12 protein-coding genes are annotated in these 16,386 nt (G+C 68.4%); 8 read left to right on the forward strand and 4 right to left on the reverse strand.

Annotation, left to right across the window (positions count from 1 at the left end; genetic code table 11):
• The first annotated feature begins 82 nt into the window (after positions 1–82).
• From AACG61_RS12770 to AACG61_RS12790, 5 genes are read left to right on the forward strand one after another with little or no spacing between them, the layout of a single operon-like run.
• Positions 83–1,594: an ABC transporter ATP-binding protein gene (locus tag AACG61_RS12770; RefSeq protein ID WP_411839517.1), complete on the forward strand. Its 1,512-nt coding sequence runs from the start codon at positions 83–85 to the stop codon at positions 1,592–1,594.
• Positions 1,591–2,667 carry an ABC transporter permease gene (locus AACG61_RS12775; protein ID WP_411837493.1) on the forward strand — a complete coding sequence of 359 codons (1,077 nt, stop codon included), beginning with the start codon at positions 1,591–1,593 and terminating at the stop codon, positions 2,665–2,667. The genes AACG61_RS12770 and AACG61_RS12775 overlap by 4 nt, the downstream gene beginning before the upstream one ends.
• The gene (locus AACG61_RS12780; protein ID WP_411837494.1) at positions 2,664–3,554 is read left to right on the forward strand and encodes an ABC transporter permease; all 891 of its coding nucleotides are present in this window, start codon (positions 2,664–2,666) and stop codon (positions 3,552–3,554) included. The genes AACG61_RS12775 and AACG61_RS12780 overlap by 4 nt, the downstream gene beginning before the upstream one ends.
• Before the next feature lie 31 nt (positions 3,555–3,585).
• Positions 3,586–4,662 (forward strand): BMP family ABC transporter substrate-binding protein, encoded by a 1,077-nt coding sequence (locus AACG61_RS12785; protein WP_411837495.1) that lies wholly within the window; start codon positions 3,586–3,588, stop codon positions 4,660–4,662.
• 58 nt (positions 4,663–4,720) lie between these two features.
• Positions 4,721–5,875, forward strand: coding sequence for a glycosyltransferase (locus tag AACG61_RS12790; protein WP_411837496.1), 1,155 nt, complete (start codon positions 4,721–4,723; stop codon positions 5,873–5,875).
• Positions 5,876–5,879: 4 nt separating this feature from the next.
• Here the strand turns inward: AACG61_RS12790 and purU are convergent, their stop codons facing one another.
• The 3 genes from purU to AACG61_RS12805 form a co-directional block, all read right to left on the reverse strand.
• Positions 5,880–6,764, reverse strand: coding sequence for a formyltetrahydrofolate deformylase (purU, locus tag AACG61_RS12795; RefSeq protein WP_411837497.1), 885 nt, complete (start codon positions 6,762–6,764; stop codon positions 5,880–5,882).
• 105 nt (positions 6,765–6,869) lie between these two features.
• Positions 6,870–8,036: a M20 aminoacylase family protein gene (locus AACG61_RS12800; protein ID WP_411837498.1), complete on the reverse strand. Its 1,167-nt coding sequence runs from the start codon at positions 8,034–8,036 to the stop codon at positions 6,870–6,872.
• 94 nt (positions 8,037–8,130) lie between these two features.
• Positions 8,131–9,963 (reverse strand): dipeptide ABC transporter ATP-binding protein, encoded by a 1,833-nt coding sequence (locus AACG61_RS12805; RefSeq protein ID WP_411837499.1) that lies wholly within the window; start codon positions 9,961–9,963, stop codon positions 8,131–8,133.
• A gap of 247 nt (positions 9,964–10,210) precedes the next feature.
• Here AACG61_RS12805 and AACG61_RS12810 point away from each other — a divergent pair, with 247 nt between their 5' ends.
• The 3 genes from AACG61_RS12810 (at position 10,211) to AACG61_RS12820 (ending at position 14,016) form a co-directional block, all read left to right on the forward strand.
• The gene (locus AACG61_RS12810; protein WP_411837500.1) at positions 10,211–11,914 is read left to right on the forward strand and encodes a peptide ABC transporter substrate-binding protein; all 1,704 of its coding nucleotides are present in this window, start codon (positions 10,211–10,213) and stop codon (positions 11,912–11,914) included.
• Positions 11,915–12,032: 118 nt separating this feature from the next.
• The gene (locus tag AACG61_RS12815) at positions 12,033–13,040 is read left to right on the forward strand and encodes an ABC transporter permease (RefSeq protein ID WP_411837501.1); all 1,008 of its coding nucleotides are present in this window, start codon (positions 12,033–12,035) and stop codon (positions 13,038–13,040) included.
• The gene (locus AACG61_RS12820; RefSeq protein WP_411837502.1) at positions 13,033–14,016 is read left to right on the forward strand and encodes an ABC transporter permease; all 984 of its coding nucleotides are present in this window, start codon (positions 13,033–13,035) and stop codon (positions 14,014–14,016) included. The genes AACG61_RS12815 and AACG61_RS12820 overlap by 8 nt, the downstream gene beginning before the upstream one ends.
• A gap of 36 nt (positions 14,017–14,052) precedes the next feature.
• Here AACG61_RS12820 and AACG61_RS12825 read toward each other — a convergent pair whose 3' ends face one another.
• Positions 14,053–16,386, reverse strand: coding sequence for an aldehyde dehydrogenase family protein (locus AACG61_RS12825; RefSeq protein WP_411837503.1), 2,334 nt, complete (start codon positions 16,384–16,386; stop codon positions 14,053–14,055).

The raw sequence follows: 16,386 nt of genomic DNA on the forward strand, positions 1-16,386 counted from the left end.
GACCGAACAGCGCAATTGCGCGCGCCCGGTTTTGCGCGCTAAGCAGGTCAAGGATTTGACCAAGGGGACAGAATTGACCGACATGCCCGTGTTCCGTGCCGAGGGTCTGGGCAAGTCCTATCCCGGCGTGCGCGCCAATGACGACGTCTCGTTCCAGGTCATGCCCGGAGAGATCCACGCCCTTCTGGGCGAGAACGGCGCCGGGAAATCCACCCTGGTCAAGATGATCTACGGCCTCGTGCGCCCCGATGACGGGCGCATGACGCTGATGGGTGCGCCGCACACGCCCCACGACCCGCGCGCGGCGCGGGCGGCGGGCGTGGCGATGGTGTTCCAGCATTTCAGCCTGTTCGACGCGCTGACGGTGGCCGAGAACATCGCCTTGGGGATGGAGAGCCCGCCGCCCCGGCGCGAACTGTCGGCGCGCATCACCCAGGTCAGCCGCGATTTCGGCCTGCCGCTGAACCCGGCGCGGCGCATCGTCACCCTGTCGGCGGGCGAGCGCCAGCGGGTCGAGATCATCCGCTGCCTGCTGCAGGACCCGCGCCTGCTGATCATGGACGAGCCGACCAGCGTGCTGACCCCGCAGGAGGCCGAGCTGCTGTTCGCCACCCTGCGCAAGCTGGCCGCGCAGGGCACGGCGATCCTCTACATCAGCCACAAGCTGGACGAGATCCGCAGCCATTGCGACCGCGCCACGATCCTGCGCCACGGCAAGGTGGTCGACAGCTGCGATCCGCGCGCCCATTCCGCGCGCGATCTGGCGGCGATGATGGTCGGTGGGCAGATGCGCGTCATCGACCGGTCGGGCCGGCAGGCGGGCGCGGTCCTGCTGGAGGTCCGCGCCCTGTCCCAGCCCGCGCCCAGTGCCGAGGGGACCGCGCTGAAGGACATCGCGCTGACGCTGCGCGCCGGAGAGATCCTGGGCATCGGCGGCGTCGCGGGCAATGGCCAGGAGGAGCTGCTGGCGGCGCTCTCGGGCGAGCATCGCAGCGCGCCTGGCACCGTCACGCTGGAGGGTGCGGACCTGTCGGCCATCGGCCCGGAACCCCGCCGCCGCGCGGGTCTGCTGGCCGCGCCCGAGGATCGGTTGGGCCATGCCGCCGTGCCGGACTTCAGTCTGACTGACAACACGCTGCTGACCGCGGGCAGCCGCAAGGGGCTGGTCCGCTCCGGGCTGATCGACCACCGGGCCGCGCGCGACTTCGCGCTGGCGGTCATCAGGGATTTCGACGTACGCACCCCCGGCCCCCATGTCGCGGCCCGCGCGCTGTCGGGCGGCAACCTGCAGAAGTTCGTCATTGGCCGCGAGGTCCTGCAGGCCCCCCGCGTGCTGGTCGTGAACCAGCCCACCTGGGGCGTCGATGCAGGCGCCGCGGCCTCCGTGCGGCAATCGCTGCTGGATCTGGCCCGCCAAGGTGCGGGCGTCATCGTCATCTCTCAGGATCTGGATGAGCTCTTGGAACTGTCCGACCGCTTCTGCGCGCTGAACGAAGGCCGCCTGTCGCCCCCCGTGCCCACCGAAGGGCTGACGCTGGACCGCATCGGCCTGATGCTGGGCGGCGCGCATGGCATGGAGGAGGCCCGGATATGATCCAGCTGGTCCCCCGCACCGCCCCCGCGCCGCATTGGCAGGTGCTGACCCCGCTGATGGCGGTGCTGGCCACGATGGTCGTGGGCGGGCTGCTGTTCGGCGCGATGGGCCACGACCCGGTCGCGGCGATCCGCACGATCTTCTGGGACCCGCTGTTCGGTCCGGCGGCGGGCTATTCCCGCCCGCAACTGCTGGTCAAGGCCGCGCCCCTGATCCTGATCGCCAGCGGCCTGGCCGTGGGCTTTCGCGCCGGCATCTGGAACATCGGCGCCGAGGGGCAGTACATCATCGGCGCGATCACCGGCGCGGCCGTCGCGCTGGCCTTCCATCCGCTGCAGGCGTGGTGGCTGTTCCCGCTGATGGTCGCGGCCGGCATGGCCGGGGGCTGGGCCTGGGGGATGATCCCCGCGCTCCTCAGGAACTGGTTCGGCGCCTCCGAGATCCTGGTGTCGCTGATGCTGGTCTATGTGGCGCAGCGGATCGCGGCCTGGATGGCCTTCGGCCCGATGCGCAACCCCGAGGGCATGGGCTTTCCCGGATCGCGCAACCTGCAGCAATACCCCTCGGCCGCGAACCCGGAACTGATCGCGGGGACCGGCGCGCATTGGGGCGTGGTCGCCGCCGCCGTCGCGGTCTTGGCGACCTGGTTCCTGATGAGCCGCCACATCCGCGGCTTTCACATCCGCGCCGCCGGGATCGCGCCCCGCGCCGCGCGCTTTGCGGGCGTGCGCCCCGAGGTGCTGGTGGCCTTCTGCCTGGGCCTGTCGGGCGCGCTGGCGGGCGCCGCGGGCCTCTTCGAGGTCGCGGGCCCCGCGGGCCAGATAACCGACCGCGTGGGCGTGGGCTACGGCTTCACCGCGATCATCGTGGCCTTCCTGGGGCGGCTGCATCCGGTGGGCATCCTGCTGGCGGGGCTGCTGATGGCGCTGACCTATATCGGCGGAGAGCTGGCGCAGCTGACCATGTCGCTGCCCGCCGCCACCGTGCAGGTGTTCCAGGGGATGCTGCTGTTCTTCCTGCTGGGCTTCGATCTGCTGACCCGGTTCCAGATCCGCCGGAGGGTGCGCGCATGATGATCGACCCGCTGTCCGTCTTCCTTCTGCTGCTGTCGGCCGCGACGCCGATCCTGTTCGCCGCCCTGGGCGAGCTGGTCGTGGAACGCGCGGGCGTGCTGAACCTGGGCGTGGAAGGGATGATGATCACCGGCGCGCTGGCCGGTTTCGCCGCCGCCTATGCCAGCGGCAACCCGTTCCTGGGCTTCGTGGTCGCGGCCTTGGCGGGGGCCGCCATATCGCTGCTGTTTGTTGCGCTGACGCAGGTGTTTCTGGCCAATCAGGTCGCATCCGGGCTGGCGCTGACGCTGTTCGGGCTGGGCCTGGCCGCGATGTTCGGCAAGCCCTTCGAAGGCGTGAAGGCGCCGCCCATGCCGGGCGGACCCCTGGGCGTCAACTGGATCGTCTGGCTGGGCATCCTGATGGTGCCCGCCATCTGGCTGTTCCTGAACCGCGCCCGCCCCGGCCTGATCCTGCGCGCCGTGGGCGAGAACCACGACGCGGCCCATGCCCTGGGCTACAACGTGCGCCTGACGCGGCTGGCGGCCATCGCCTTCGGCGGCGCCATGGCGGGGATCGGCGGGGCCTTCATCTCCATCGCGACGGTTCTGCAATGGACCGAAGGGATGACCGCGGGCGCAGGCTGGATCGCGCTGGCCATCGTCGTCTTCTCCAACTGGACCGCGCCGGGGGTGCTGGCGGGGGCGTGGCTGTTCGGGGGCGTCACCGTCCTGCAGCTGCGCCTGCAGGCGGCGGGCGTCGCGGTGCCGGTGCAGCTTTTGTCGATGGCGCCCTATCTGGCGACCATCGTCGTGCTGGTCGCCATCTCGGCCCGGCAGAAGTTCTCGCGCCGCGCGGGCACGGGTGCGCCCGGCTCGCTCGGGACCAATTTCCACGCGCTGCGGTAGAACCGCGGCCATTCCAACCAAGAGGGATACCATGAACCGCAGACATCTCCTGGCCACGGCCGCCGCCCTGATGACCGCGATGGCCGCCCCGGCCATGGCCCAGGACGAGCCGCTGAAGGTCGGCTTCATCTATGTGGGCCCGGTGGGCGACGGCGGCTGGACCTATCAGCACGACCTGGCCCGCCAGGCGATCGAGGCCGAATACGGCGACCGGGTCGAGACGACCTTCATCGAGAGCGTCCCCGAGGGCGCCGACGCCGAGCGCGCCCTGACCCAGCTGGCGCTGGCGGGCAACGAGCTGATCTTCGCCACCAGCTTCGGATTCATGGACCCGGTGATGAACGTCGCGGCCAAGTTCCCCGACGTGAAGTTCGAACATGCGACCGGCTACAAGACCGCCGAGAACGTCGCGACCTATGATGCGCGCTTCTACGAAGGCCGCGCAGTCATCGGCACCATCGCGGGCCGCATGACGGAGTCGAACAAGATCGGCTATATCGGGTCCTTCCCGATCCCCGAGGTGATCCAGGGCATCAACTCCAGCTTCATCCATGCCCGCAAGGTGAACCCGGACGTGGAGATGCGCGTGGTCTGGGCCTACAGCTGGTTCGACCCCGCGAAGGAGGCCGAGGCCGCATCCGCGCTGCTGGCCGAGGGCGTCGACGTGATCCTGCAGCACACCGATTCGACGGCGCCTCTGGCCAAGGCGCAGGAGGCCGGCGCGATCGGCTTCGGCCAGGCCAGCGACATGGCGGCCTTCGCGCCCAGCCCCCGCGTGGCGTCGATCATCGACGAATGGTCGCCCTACTACATCAAGCGCGTCGGACAGATGCTGGACGGCACCTGGGAAAGCGGCTCCAGCTGGGCCGGGATCGGTGACGGAGAGGTCGTGATCGGCGAGATCACCGAGGCCGTCCCCGCCGAGGTCAAGGCCGAGGCCGAGGCGCTGCGCGACGCGATCGGCGCGGGCGAGTACCACCCCTTCACCGGCCCGCTGAACAAGGCCGACGGCACGCCCTGGCTGGCCGAGGGAGAGGTCGCCAGCGATGCCGACCTGCAGTCGATGAACTTCTACGTCGAAGGCATCACCGCGCAGATCCCGCAATAGGCGCCTGCGGACCCAACCTGCGTCCGGGGCGCGCTTGCCAGCGCTCCAGGCGTTCCCCATGGTGGTCCTGCCGCCGCGCGCCAATTCCCGGATCACCATGCCCCTTGCCCTGATCGACGTTCTTGCCAAGCGGGCCTATTCCCGCCTTCCCCGCGGCTGGACGGCCGGAATGGACGCGGCCCTGCGCCTCAGGCACGGCCCGAACCGGCCGCCGGCCCGGCTGGACGTGATGACGGCCGTCTCCGGGCCGAACCTCGACGTGGTGCAGGTGATGCTGCGCTCGCTCTGCGACAGCCATCCGCGCGACGACATCCACCTGTGGTTTCCGCATCTGCCGACCGCGCAGCCCGTCCTGGACGCGCTGGCCGCCTATTGCGAGGGCTTGGGCAACCTGACGCTGCACCTGCTGCCGGTCGCGGACAAGGACCCCTTCGTGCATCTGAGCCGCATCGGCGGGCGCCCCTATGGCGCGCGCTTCCTGTGGCTGGCAGCCCACCATCATCTGCCCGCATCGCTGTCGCGGGTGATCTTCCTCGATCCGCTGGACATCATCGTGCAGGGCGATCTGGTGCCGTTCCTGCGGCACCCGTTCCTCGGCCGCTACATCGTGGCCTGCCGGGAGGTGCCGTCGGCGCCGCCCCTGATCGTGGGACCCGCCTCGCGCGCCCAGGCACGCGGGGCAAGCCCGAGGACGATCTGGCGCATCTCCCGCGGGGTGATGAACAGCGGCGCGATCGTGCTGAACCTGGACAAGCTGCGCCGTGACGGCATCGGCATGCAGGATTACGTCGCGGTCGGCGAATGGGCGCAGGCGCAGGGCCTGAACTTCGGCGATCAGGGCCTGTTCTCGCTGACGCATGGCAGCCACTACGTCCAGGCCCATGACCGCTGGAACTTCCGCTTCTTCACCCTGCCCCGCGGCTCGGGGCACGAAACGGCCGCGATCATCCATTTCGCGGGCAACATCCCCAAGCCCTTCCACCTGCGCCTGACCGCGGCACAGGAGGAGGAGATCGCCGCGATGATGCGGCAGCGGAACCTGTCGGTCATGCCGATCACGCGCAGCCAGATCATCAGCCCGGCCTATTTCCCCTACTATCGCGCCTGGTGGGATGTCTGCGCCCGCACCCCGGTCCATGACCGCATCGCACCCTTGGCCGACGCGATGACCGAACGCCTGTTGGCCGAGATGACCGCCTTGGCGCAGGAATGAGCCCTCAGCCCATTCGCTCGCTGGCATAGCTGCCGGGAGAGGGCGGAAAGACCACGGTCTTGGCGCCGTTCAGGAACACCCGACCGTGGATATGCGCATGGACCGCGCGGGCCAGCACCTGCGCCTCGACATCGCGCCCCAGAGAGACGTAGTCGCCGGGGGATTGCGCGTGGGTCACGCGGGCGGTGTCCTGTTCGATGATCGGGCCCTCGTCCAGATCGGCGGTGACGTAATGGCTGGTCGCGCCGATCAGCTTGACGCCCCGCTCATAGGCCTGCTTGTAGGGGTTCGCACCCTTGAAGCTGGGCAGGAAAGAGTGGTGGATGTTGATGATCCGCCCCGACATCTGCTGGCACATCCGGTCCGACAGCACCTGCATGTAGCGCGCCAGCACGACCAGCTCGGCCCCGGTCTGGTCGATGATCTCCATCTGGCGCGCCTCGGCCTCGGCCTTGTTCTCGGGCGTCACGCGGATCATGTGGAATGGGATGTCGTGGTTCACGACGACCTTCTGGTATTCGTGGTGGTTCGACACGACGCCCACGATGTCGATGGGCAGCGCCCCGATGCGCCAGCGATACAGCAGGTCGTTCAGGCAGTGCCCGAAGCGGCTGACCATGATCAGCACCTTCTTCTTCACCGAATCGTCGGTGATCTCGACCTCCATTCCGAAGCGGGTGGCGATAGGCGCGAAGGCCGCGCGCAGGCTCTCCAGCGTCGCCGCCCCTTCGGACCGGAAGCTGACCCGCATGAAGAACCGGCCCGTCTCGACATCGTCGAACTGGGCGCTGTCGGTGATGTTGCAATCCGCATCCGCCAGCGCGCCCGAGATCGCCGCGACGATGCCGCGGGTCGAGGCGCAGGTCACGCGCAGGGTGAAGGTCTTCATGTCGTGGGGTCCCCGTATTGCCGATGGCGCGAACGCCACCGGCATTTCAACGCTTTGCCCGCAAAGGGCAATCACGTTTGCGACGGCGCGGGGCCGCCCGCGACATCACGCGGCCGGCAGCCGCGCCTCGACCATGCCCGCATACCAGCTGGAGCCGGCCGGGATCGCGTCGTCGTTGAAGTTGTAGGCCGGGTGATGGACCATCGCCGTGTCGCCGTTGCCGACCCAGATATAGGCGCCAGGGCGTTCGTTCAGCATGTAGCTGAAATCCTCGCCGCCCATCATCGGCTGCATGTCCATGTTCACCCCGCCCGAGATGGCGCGCGCCACGTCGGCGGCCCATTCGGTGGCCTGCGGGTCGTTCATCGTGACCGGATAGCCGCGCTGATAGTCCACGTCCGCACGCGCGCCCATGGCGGCGGCGATGTTGGTGGCGACGCGGGTGATCCCCTCCTCCAGCTGGTCGCGGACCTCGGGGGCCAGGCTGCGGGCGGTGCCCTTCAGCTTGACCACCTGCGGGATCACGTTATGCGCCGTCGAATCCGTCGAGACCACGCAGACCGAGATGACCGCGTTCTTCAGCGGGTCGATGTTGCGCGCCACGACCGACTGCACGGCCACGATGATCTGGGCCGCGGTCAGGGTGGTGTCGACGCATTCGTGGGGCTTGGCCGCATGGCCGCCCTTGCCGGTCACGGTGATCTCGAACTGGTCGGCCGCGGCCATCATCGCGCCGGGCCGGATCGAGAACTGGCCCACCGCCATGCCGGGCATGTTGTGCATGCCGTAGAATTCGTCGATCTTCCAGCGGTCGACCAGACCGTCCAGCACCATCGCCTCGCCCCCGGCGCCACCCTCCTCGGCGGGCTGGAAGATGACCACGGCGGTGCCGTCGAAATTGCGCGTCTCGGCCAGGTATTTCGCCGCGCCCAGCAGCATGGCGGTGTGGCCGTCATGGCCGCAGGCATGCATCTTGCCCGGCGTCTTGGAGGCGTATTCCACGCCCGTCTGCTCGATGATGGGCAGCGCGTCCATGTCGGCGCGCAGGCCCACGACGCGGCCCTTGCTGTCGGTGCGGCCCTTGATGACGCCCACAACGCCGGTGCGGCCCACGCCCTCGGTCACCTCGTCGCAGCCGAATTCGCGCAGCAGTTCGGCCACGCGGCCGGCGGTGCGGTGGACGTCGTAGAGCAGTTCGGGATGTTCGTGGAAATCGCGGCGCCAGGCGGTGATCTCGGACAGCAGTTCGGCAAAGCGGTTCTTGACGGGCATGGTTGGGTCACTCCTTCGGGCGGCAGCGTGGCGATTTCCTGCACGATCTGCAAGAGGGGCCGCGACCCCTCCCGCGACACTGCCTGAAAAACGGTCAGCCGTGCGTCACCGGATCGACCAGCACCCGATGCCCCGGCGCCACCTCGCGATAGACCGAGGGCTTGGCGACATAGTCGACAGGATGCATCGGCGAGGGGATCGGCTTGAAGCGCAGGTCCTCGGTGATCTTCTTCTGGCGCGGATCGGCCACCGGCACGGCCGACATCAGCTGGCGGGTATAGCTGTGCTGCGGGTTCTCGAAGACCTGGCGGCGGGTGCCCAGCTCGACGATGCGGCCCAGATACATCACGCCCACATGATGGCTGACGCGCTCGACCACCGCCATGTCGTGGCTGATGAACAGCATCGAGATGCCCAGATCCTGCTGCAGCTCCATGAGCAGGTTCAGCACCTGCGCCTGGACCGACACGTCCAGTGCCGAGACGGCCTCGTCGGCGATGATCAGCTTGGGGTTCAGCGCCAAGGCGCGGGCGATGGCGATGCGCTGGCGCTGGCCGCCCGACATCTCGTGCGGATAGCGGCGCATGAAGCTGCGCGGCAGCTCCACCCGGTCGAACAGGGCGGCGATGCGGTCCTGGCGTTCGGATTTCGATCCGATGCCATAGTTCTCCATCGGCTCGGCCACCTGGTCGTACAGCTTCATGTGCGGATCGAGGCTGGCGAACGGGTCCTGGAAGATCATCTGCATGTCGCGCCGCGCGCGGCGCAGCGCGCCTTGCGACAGGCCGATGATGTCGGTGCCGCCCAGATCCACCGTCCCCGATTCGGGCTCGACCAGGCGCAGGATCGACCGGCCGCAGGTCGACTTTCCGCAGCCCGATTCGCCCACCAGCGACAGGGTCTCTCCGGCATTGATGGTGAAGCTGACATCCTCGACCGCGTGCACCCGCGCGACGGTGCGGCGCAGGACGCCGCCCTTGACCTTGAAGCGCGTGGTCAGGTTGCGGACGGTCAGCAGCGGCCTGGGGTCGGTCACGATGATCGGCTCGGGGGCGCCGTGGCTGCCGTCATGCATCAGGCGCAGGCGCTCGGGGGCCTCCTTGCCGGTCATCTCGCCCAGGCGCGGCACGGCGGCCAGCAGCATCTTGGTGTAATCCTCGCGGGGATTCTCGAAGATCTGCTCGACCGGCCCCTCCTCGACCTTGTCGCCGCGATACATGACCACGACGCGGTCCGCCATCTGCGCGACCACCGCCATGTCATGGGTGATGAAAAGAACGGCAATCTGCTTTTCCCGCTTCAGCCGGTCGATCAGGGCCAGGATCTCGGCCTGGATGGTCACGTCCAGCGCGGTCGTGGGCTCGTCGCAGATCAGCAGGCGCGGCTCGCAGGCCATGGCGATGGCGATGACGACGCGCTGGCGCATGCCGCCCGACAGCTCGTGCGGATACTGGTCCAGCCGGCGTTCGGGCTCCGGGATGCGGACCTGGCGCAGGATCTCCAGCGCGCGGGCGCGGGCCTCGGCCTTCTTCAGGCCGCGATGGGTGATCAGCCCCTCGATCAGCTGGTCGCCCACGGTGAAGACCGGGTTCAGCGCGGTCATCGGCTCCTGGAAGATCATGCCGATCTGGTTGCCGCGGATGTCGCGCATCGCGGCACTGCCCTGGCCGGCCAGATCGACGACCTTTCCGTCGTCCTTCTCGAACATCAGCCGGCCGCCCGCGATGGTGCCGCCGCCGAACTCGACCAGGCGCATCAGCGACAGCGAGCTGACCGATTTGCCCGACCCGGATTCGCCCACGACGCAGACGCATTCCCCCGGCTTGATGTCGAAGCTGACGTCCTTGACGCCCACGACGACGCCGTCGTTGGTTTCGAATTCGACCCGCAGCTTCTCAATGGAAACAAGAGGTTTGTCATCAAGCATCAGGGGTCTCCGGAAAAGATCAAGCCAGCAGGCTAGCCATTGCCCGCCGAAAGTCAAAGCCGAAACGCATGTTCGATGGGTCTTGCTTTCGGCGCGGCCTTCGTTCGATGATGCGCGCATTCCGCAGGGACGATGACAACACGAACAACCACCCGGACAATCGGGACAGACAAGATCGATCAGCCCCCGAATGGCTGAAGGTGGCGTGGAACCCCCCGCGGGCCGCAACACCCAACAGGAGAGCGTAATGAAACTGAGAACCGGTCTGATGGGCGCCGCCGCGACGCTGGCGATGGCCCCTGCCGCTTTCGCCGAGCGCGGCAGCGACGGCCAGCTGAACATCATCATGTGGCAGGCCCCGACCCTGATGCACCCCTATCTGTCGGGCGGCACCAAGGAGGTGATCGCCGGCAGCCTGGTGCTGGAGCCGCTGGCCGGATACGACACCGAGGGCCAGATCTATCCGCGCCTGGTGACCGAGATCCCGTCGCTGGAGAACGGCGGCATCGCCGAGGACCTGACCTCGGTCACGTGGAAGCTGCGCGACGACGTGAAATGGTCGGACGGCACGCCGCTGACCGCCGATGACGTGGTCTTCACCGCCGAATACTGCATGGACCCCGAGGGCGGCTGCGCGCAGCTGGCCAAGTTCGAGGGCATCACCTCGGTCGAGGCGGTCGATCCGCAGACCGTCAAGGTCACCTTCGACGCGCCGCGCGCCGACCCGTTCTCGGCCTTCGTCGGATCGCAGTCGCCGATCCTGCAGAAGGCCCAGTTCGAGGCCTGCAAGGGCGTCAACGCGCCGACCTGCACCGACCAGAACTTCGGCCCGATCGGCACCGGCCCGTTCCGCGTGACCCAGTTCCTGACCAACGACACGATCAGCCTCGAGGCGAACCCGGAATACCGCGACGCGGCCAAGCCCGCCTTCGCGACCGTGCTGGTCAAGGGCGGCGGCGACGCGGCCGGTGCGGCGCGCGCCGTGATGGAGACGGGCGAGTTCGACTATGCCTGGAACACCCAGCTGGCCCCCGACGTCATCGCCGGCATGGAGGCCGCGGGCCGCGGCAAGGTTTCGGCCGCCTTCGGCACCCTGGTCGAGCGCATCCACGTCAACCTGACCGACCCGTCGTCCTCGCTGCCCGAGGGCGAGCGCTCGACCAGCGCCCATCCGCATCCGTTCCTGTCGGACCCGGCCGTGCGCCAGGCGCTGTCCATGGCCATCGACCGCTCGCTGCTGGTCGAGATCGGCTACGGCACCTCGGGCCAGCCGACCTGCAACTATGTCCCCGCCCCCGAGGCCTGGGCGTCCGACAACACCGAATGCCTGACCCAGGACATCGCCGGTGCGAACGCGCTTCTGGACGAGGCCGGCTGGACGATGGGCGGCAACGGCGTGCGTGAGAAGGACGGCGTGCAGCTGAACATGGTCTTCCAGACCTCGGTCAACGCGGTCCGTCAGGACTTCCAGGCGCTGATCAAGCAGTGGTGGTCCGAGATCGGCGTGAACACCGAACTGAAGACCGTCGACGCCTCGGTGTTCTTCGGCTCGGATGCCGGCTCGCCCGACACGCTGCAGAAGTTCTATGCCGACGTGCAGATGTATGCCGACAACTTCGACGGCAACAACCCGGCGCCCTACCTGTCCAAATGGACCTGCGACAAGGCGCCCTCGCCCGGCAACCAGTGGCAGGGCGAGAACATCAGCCGCTTCTGCGATCCCGAATACGACCGCATGGTCGACGAGATCGAGGGCATCGTGGACGCCGGCGAGCGCGCCGCCATGGGCCGCACCATGAACGAGATGCTGACCAAGAACAGCAACGCGATCATCCCGCTGGTCTATCGCGGCACCGCCTCGGCGCATTCGAACACGCTTGGCGGCGTGCAGCTGAATGCCTGGGACAGCGAGATCTGGAACGTCGCGGACTGGACCCGCGTCGAACAGTAAGGCATCCTGCCGCCTCGATCCTCGGATCGGGGCGGCATCCCTCTTTCAGGGTCCCGCCCCTGCCGCGGGCCCGTGACGGGGGAATTCCGATGCCCAGACATCCATCCAAGAAGGCGCCATGCTGAGTTTCACCTTACGCCGGCTTCTGCTGGCCATTCCGACATTGCTGTTCATCTCGCTGGTGATCTTCCTGCTTCTGGAAGCCTCGCCCGGCGACCCCTTGGGCGACGTGCCCCTGACCGTGCCGCCGGAGGTGCGCGAGCGCATGCGCGCGGCCCTGGGCCTGGGTGAGCCCTGGCCCATCCGCTACCTGCTGTGGCTGAAGCAGTTCTTCTGGGTCGAGCCGCTCTACTGGACCGACCAGATGTTCGGCACCAGCTTCAGCGAGGGCATGCAGCGCATCATCAGCTTCCAGTCGCGCAGCCCCGTCTTCGACGTGATCGCGCAGCGCGTGCCGCAGACGCTGACGGTGGTGGGCATGTCCTATGTGGTGGGCATCCTGATCGCGATTCCCATCGGGATCATCTCGGCCTATCGGCAGTACAGCTGGTTCGACCAGATCGGCACCTTCGTGTCGATGATCGGCTTCTCGATGCCCACCTTCTTCACCGGCGTCGTGCTGATCATTATCTTCGCGGTGAACCTGCAGTGGTTCCCCTCGGTCTACGACACCACGCTGGTGGTCGATGACTGGGCCAGCTTCAAGCAGCAGGCCCGCCAGATGGTCATGCCGGTCACGGTGCTGGCGCTCTACAACGCCGCGCAGATCAGCCGCTTCATGCGCTCTTCGATGCTGGACAACCTGGGCCAGGACTATGTCCGCACCGCCCGCGCCAAGGGCCTGTCCGAACGCGTCGTGGTGCTGAAGCACGTCCTCAGGAACAGCCTGATCCCGGTGGTGACGGTCATCGCGCTCGGCCTGCCGGCGGTGTTCGGCGGCGCCATCATCACCGAACAGGTGTTCAAGGTGAACGGGCTGGGCCAGCTGCTGATCACCTCGATCCACGGCAACGACATCCCGATGGTCCTGACGCTGACCTTCATCTTCGCCATCCTGATCGTGACCTTCACCCTGATCGCAGACATCCTCTACGGGGTGCTGGACCCGAGGATCCGCTATGACTGACACGCCCAAGCCCACCCCCGAAGCCCGCCTGGAGGCGCTGCATGCTGCGGCGCCCGGCGCGGTCAGCCCGCCCGCGACCGCCGTGGCGGCCCCGGTCGAGAACCGCAGCCAATGGGCCGACGTCTGGCGTCAGTTCCGCAGCCATCGCGGCGCCATGGTCGCGCTGGTGCTGTTCGTCTCGATCATCCTCTTCGTGTCGGTCGGGCCGCTGATCTGGACGGTCGATCCGACCTATGTGGACATCCGCGCCCGCAATTCGGGCTTCTCGGCGGCCCATCCCCTGGGCACCGACCAGCTGGGCCGCGACCTGCTGGCGCGGCTGATGGCGGGCGGGCAGGTCTCGATCGCGGTGGGCCTGACGGCCATGACCATCGCGATCTTCCTGGGCAGCCTGATTGGTGTGATGTCGGGCTTCTTCCGGCGCCTCGACGCGCCGCTGATGCGCATGACCGAGCTGTTCCTGGCCCTGCCGCTGCTGCCGCTGCTGCTGCTGATGGTGACGCTGTTCCGCGAGCCGCTGTCGCAGACCTTCGGCCCCGCGCTCGGCATCTTCTTCCTGATCGTGACCGCCATCGGCGCGACCAGCTGGATGCAGGCCGCGCGCATCGTGCGCGGCGAGGTCCTGGGCCTCAAGGAGCGCGAGTTCATCCTGGCCGCCCGCTCCATCGGCACGCCGTCGCACCGCATGATCACGCGCCACATCCTGCCCAACGTGATGTCGCCGATCATGGTCGCCGCGACCCTGGGCATCGCGACTGCGATCATCACCGAAAGCGCGCTGTCCTTCCTGGGCCTGGGCTTTCCGCCCGACTTCCCGACCTGGGGACGGCTGCTGTTCGACGCCGTGGACCAGATGGTGCTGTATCCGTGGCGGGTGATCTTCCCCGGCTTGCTGATCTCGCTGACGGTGCTCTGCGTGAACTATATCGGCGACGGGCTGCGCGATGCCATGGACCCCCGCATCCGGGGGCGCTGACGGAAAAGGGGGGCCAAGCGGCCCCCCTTCTTCATTTCAATAGGCCGCGCTGCCGCTGCCCGCAGGCAGGGCGCCATAGGGCAGCCAGATCGTCTTGGACCGCGTCGCATGGTGCAGGAACGCCTCGCCCTGCGCGTGGACACCGGTCCAGTCGCGGGCGGGCACGGCCCAGACCGGCTTCAGGTTCCCGGCCGCCGCCCGGTCCACCGCCGCCAGCCCTGCCGCAGGGCCTGCGTGCCAGAAGCCCGCGACCTCCTCATGGGCGGCCAGCGGCACGGCCAGATCGGCGGTGACCCCGGTCACGATATTGACCACGCCCGCGGGAAGGTCCGACGTGTCGAACACCTGATAGAGGTCCGTCACCGCCAGCGGATCGTCCTGCGCGGGGATCGCCACGACCGCGTTGCCCATGGCGATGGCGGGCAGCACCAGCGACAGGAACCCCGCCAGCGGCTGCGCATTCGGGCAGGCAATGCCGATGACGCCCATCGGTTCGGGGATCACATTGACCAGATGGCCCGGCTTGGCCTGCACGGTCGCGCCGTCGAACTTGTCGGCCCAGGCCGCATAGTGGAACGCGCGTGCGATGGCGGCATCGACCTCGGCCCGGCTGGTGCGGGCGGCGAATTCCGCGGCACGCGCCGCCAGGTTCTCGGCGATGTAATAGAGGACCTGCGCACGGGCATGCCCGCCCGCCGCGGCCCATTTCCCGGCCTTGGTCGCGGCCTCGACCGCGTTCCGGATGTCCTTGCGGCTGCCCAGGGGGGCCAGCCCGCCGGGCACCGCATACATCGCGCCACCATCGGGCCGCTTCTGCGCGCCGCCGTAATAGAGCTTGGCCGTGCGGTCGATGCCCTGCTGCGGCGCGGCCCCGTCCGTCACCGCGACGGCGGCCTTGGGGGCGACCTCACGCGCCGGTTTCACCGCAGGCTCGGCCAGATAGTCGCGCATCCCCGCGGCCCCGCCCTCGCGCCCATAACCGCTTTCGCGATAGCCGCCGAAGGGGGCTGCGGCGTCGAACATGTTGGCGCCGTTGATCCAGATCACCCCGGCCTTGATGCGCGCGGCGATGTCGGTGGCGACCGTCGCGCTTTCCGACCACACCGACCCGGCCAGGCCGTAACGAGTGTTGTTCGCCAACTCGACCGCCTCATCCGCGGTGCGGAAGGTGGACAGCGTGGCGATGGGGCCGAAGATCTCCTGCTCCATGCCGGGATTGGCGGGGGCGATGTTCTTCAGATAGCCGGGCGCGATGAAGCAGCCCTCCTGCGCCTGCCCGCCGATCAGCTCCGCCCCGGCATCGGTCGCGGCGCGGCAGATCGACAGGATGCGGTCCTTCTGCACCGGATCGACGATGGCGCCGATATCGGTGGACTTGTCCATGGGCGCGCCGACGCGCAGCCGCGCCATGCGGGCCGAGAGCAGCGTTTCGAACCGCTCCGCCACGGATTCGGCCACCAGAATGCGCGAGCCCGCGCAGCAGACCTGGCCCTGGTTGAACCAGATGCTGTCCACCACGCCCTCGACGGCGGCGTCCAGATCGGCGTCCTCCATCACCACGAAGGGCGACTTGCCGCCCAGCTCAAGCGTCAGCTTGCGCCCCGTCCCGGCCAGGGCGGTCGCGATGCCGCGCCCGACCTCGGTCGAGCCGGTGAAGGCGATCTTGTCGACCTCGGCCGCGACCAGGGCCGCGCCCGTCGCGCCGTCGCCGGTCACGATGTTCACGACGCCCGCGGGCAGGCCGACCTCGTGACAGATCTCGGCAAAGGCCAGCGCGGTCAGGGGGGTGTATTCGGCGGGCTTCAGGACGACCGTGTTGCCCGCGGCCAGCGCCGGCGCAACCTTCCAGGCCAGCATCAGCAGCGGAAAGTTCCACGGGATGATCTGGCCGCAGACGCCAAGCCGCGCATGGCCCGGGAACCGCGTGTCGCGCAGTTCCGCCCAACCCGCATGGTGATAGAGGTGCCGCGCGACCAGCGGCACGTCGATGTCGCGCGCCTCGCGGATCGGCTTGCCGTTGTCCAGCGTCTCAAGGACCGACAGGAAGCGCTCGCGCTTCTGTACATGGCGGGCCAGCGCGTAAAGATGCCGCGCCCGTTCGGTGCCGGGCAGCGCGGCCCAGCCCTTCTGCGCGCGGCGTGCGGCCTTGACCGCCGCCGCGACGTCGTCCGCCGTTCCCTGCGTCACGCGGGCCAGAACCTCGCCGGTGGCGGGGTCGCGGGTCTCGAAGGTCTCGCCCGGCTTGGTGAAGCTGCCGTTGATGAAATGCCCGAACGTCCCGCGCCGGGCCAGCCAGTCGCGCGCGGCGGCGCTGTCCTCGACCGAGGGGCCGTATTCCATCGTCTGCATGATCTCGCTCACTTTGGTCAT

Source organism: Paracoccus sp. ME4 (genome assembly GCF_046736325.1).
In the GTDB taxonomy this organism is placed as follows: domain Bacteria; phylum Pseudomonadota; class Alphaproteobacteria; order Rhodobacterales; family Rhodobacteraceae; genus Paracoccus.

What these genes read in the sequence shown, in the direction of transcription:
- AACG61_RS12785 (WP_411837495.1), top strand. Translation starts at nt 3,586, where the DNA reads ATGAACCGCAGACATCTCCTGGCCACGGCCGCCGCCCTGATGACCGCG.
- AACG61_RS12825 (WP_411837503.1), bottom strand. Translation starts at nt 16,386, where the DNA reads ATGACCAAAGTGAGCGAGATCATGCAGACGATGGAATACGGCCCCTCG.
- AACG61_RS12780 (WP_411837494.1), top strand. Translation starts at nt 2,664, where the DNA reads ATGATGATCGACCCGCTGTCCGTCTTCCTTCTGCTGCTGTCGGCCGCG.
- AACG61_RS12775 (WP_411837493.1), top strand. Translation starts at nt 1,591, where the DNA reads ATGATCCAGCTGGTCCCCCGCACCGCCCCCGCGCCGCATTGGCAGGTG.
- purU (WP_411837497.1), bottom strand. Translation starts at nt 6,764, where the DNA reads ATGAAGACCTTCACCCTGCGCGTGACCTGCGCCTCGACCCGCGGCATC.
- AACG61_RS12790 (WP_411837496.1), top strand. Translation starts at nt 4,721, where the DNA reads ATGGTGGTCCTGCCGCCGCGCGCCAATTCCCGGATCACCATGCCCCTT.
- AACG61_RS12770 (WP_411839517.1), top strand. Translation starts at nt 83, where the DNA reads ATGCCCGTGTTCCGTGCCGAGGGTCTGGGCAAGTCCTATCCCGGCGTG.
- AACG61_RS12800 (WP_411837498.1), bottom strand. Translation starts at nt 8,036, where the DNA reads ATGCCCGTCAAGAACCGCTTTGCCGAACTGCTGTCCGAGATCACCGCC.
- AACG61_RS12820 (WP_411837502.1), top strand. Translation starts at nt 13,033, where the DNA reads ATGACTGACACGCCCAAGCCCACCCCCGAAGCCCGCCTGGAGGCGCTG.
- AACG61_RS12805 (WP_411837499.1), bottom strand. Translation starts at nt 9,963, where the DNA reads ATGCTTGATGACAAACCTCTTGTTTCCATTGAGAAGCTGCGGGTCGAA.
- AACG61_RS12815 (WP_411837501.1), top strand. Translation starts at nt 12,033, where the DNA reads ATGCTGAGTTTCACCTTACGCCGGCTTCTGCTGGCCATTCCGACATTG.
- AACG61_RS12810 (WP_411837500.1), top strand. Translation starts at nt 10,211, where the DNA reads ATGAAACTGAGAACCGGTCTGATGGGCGCCGCCGCGACGCTGGCGATG.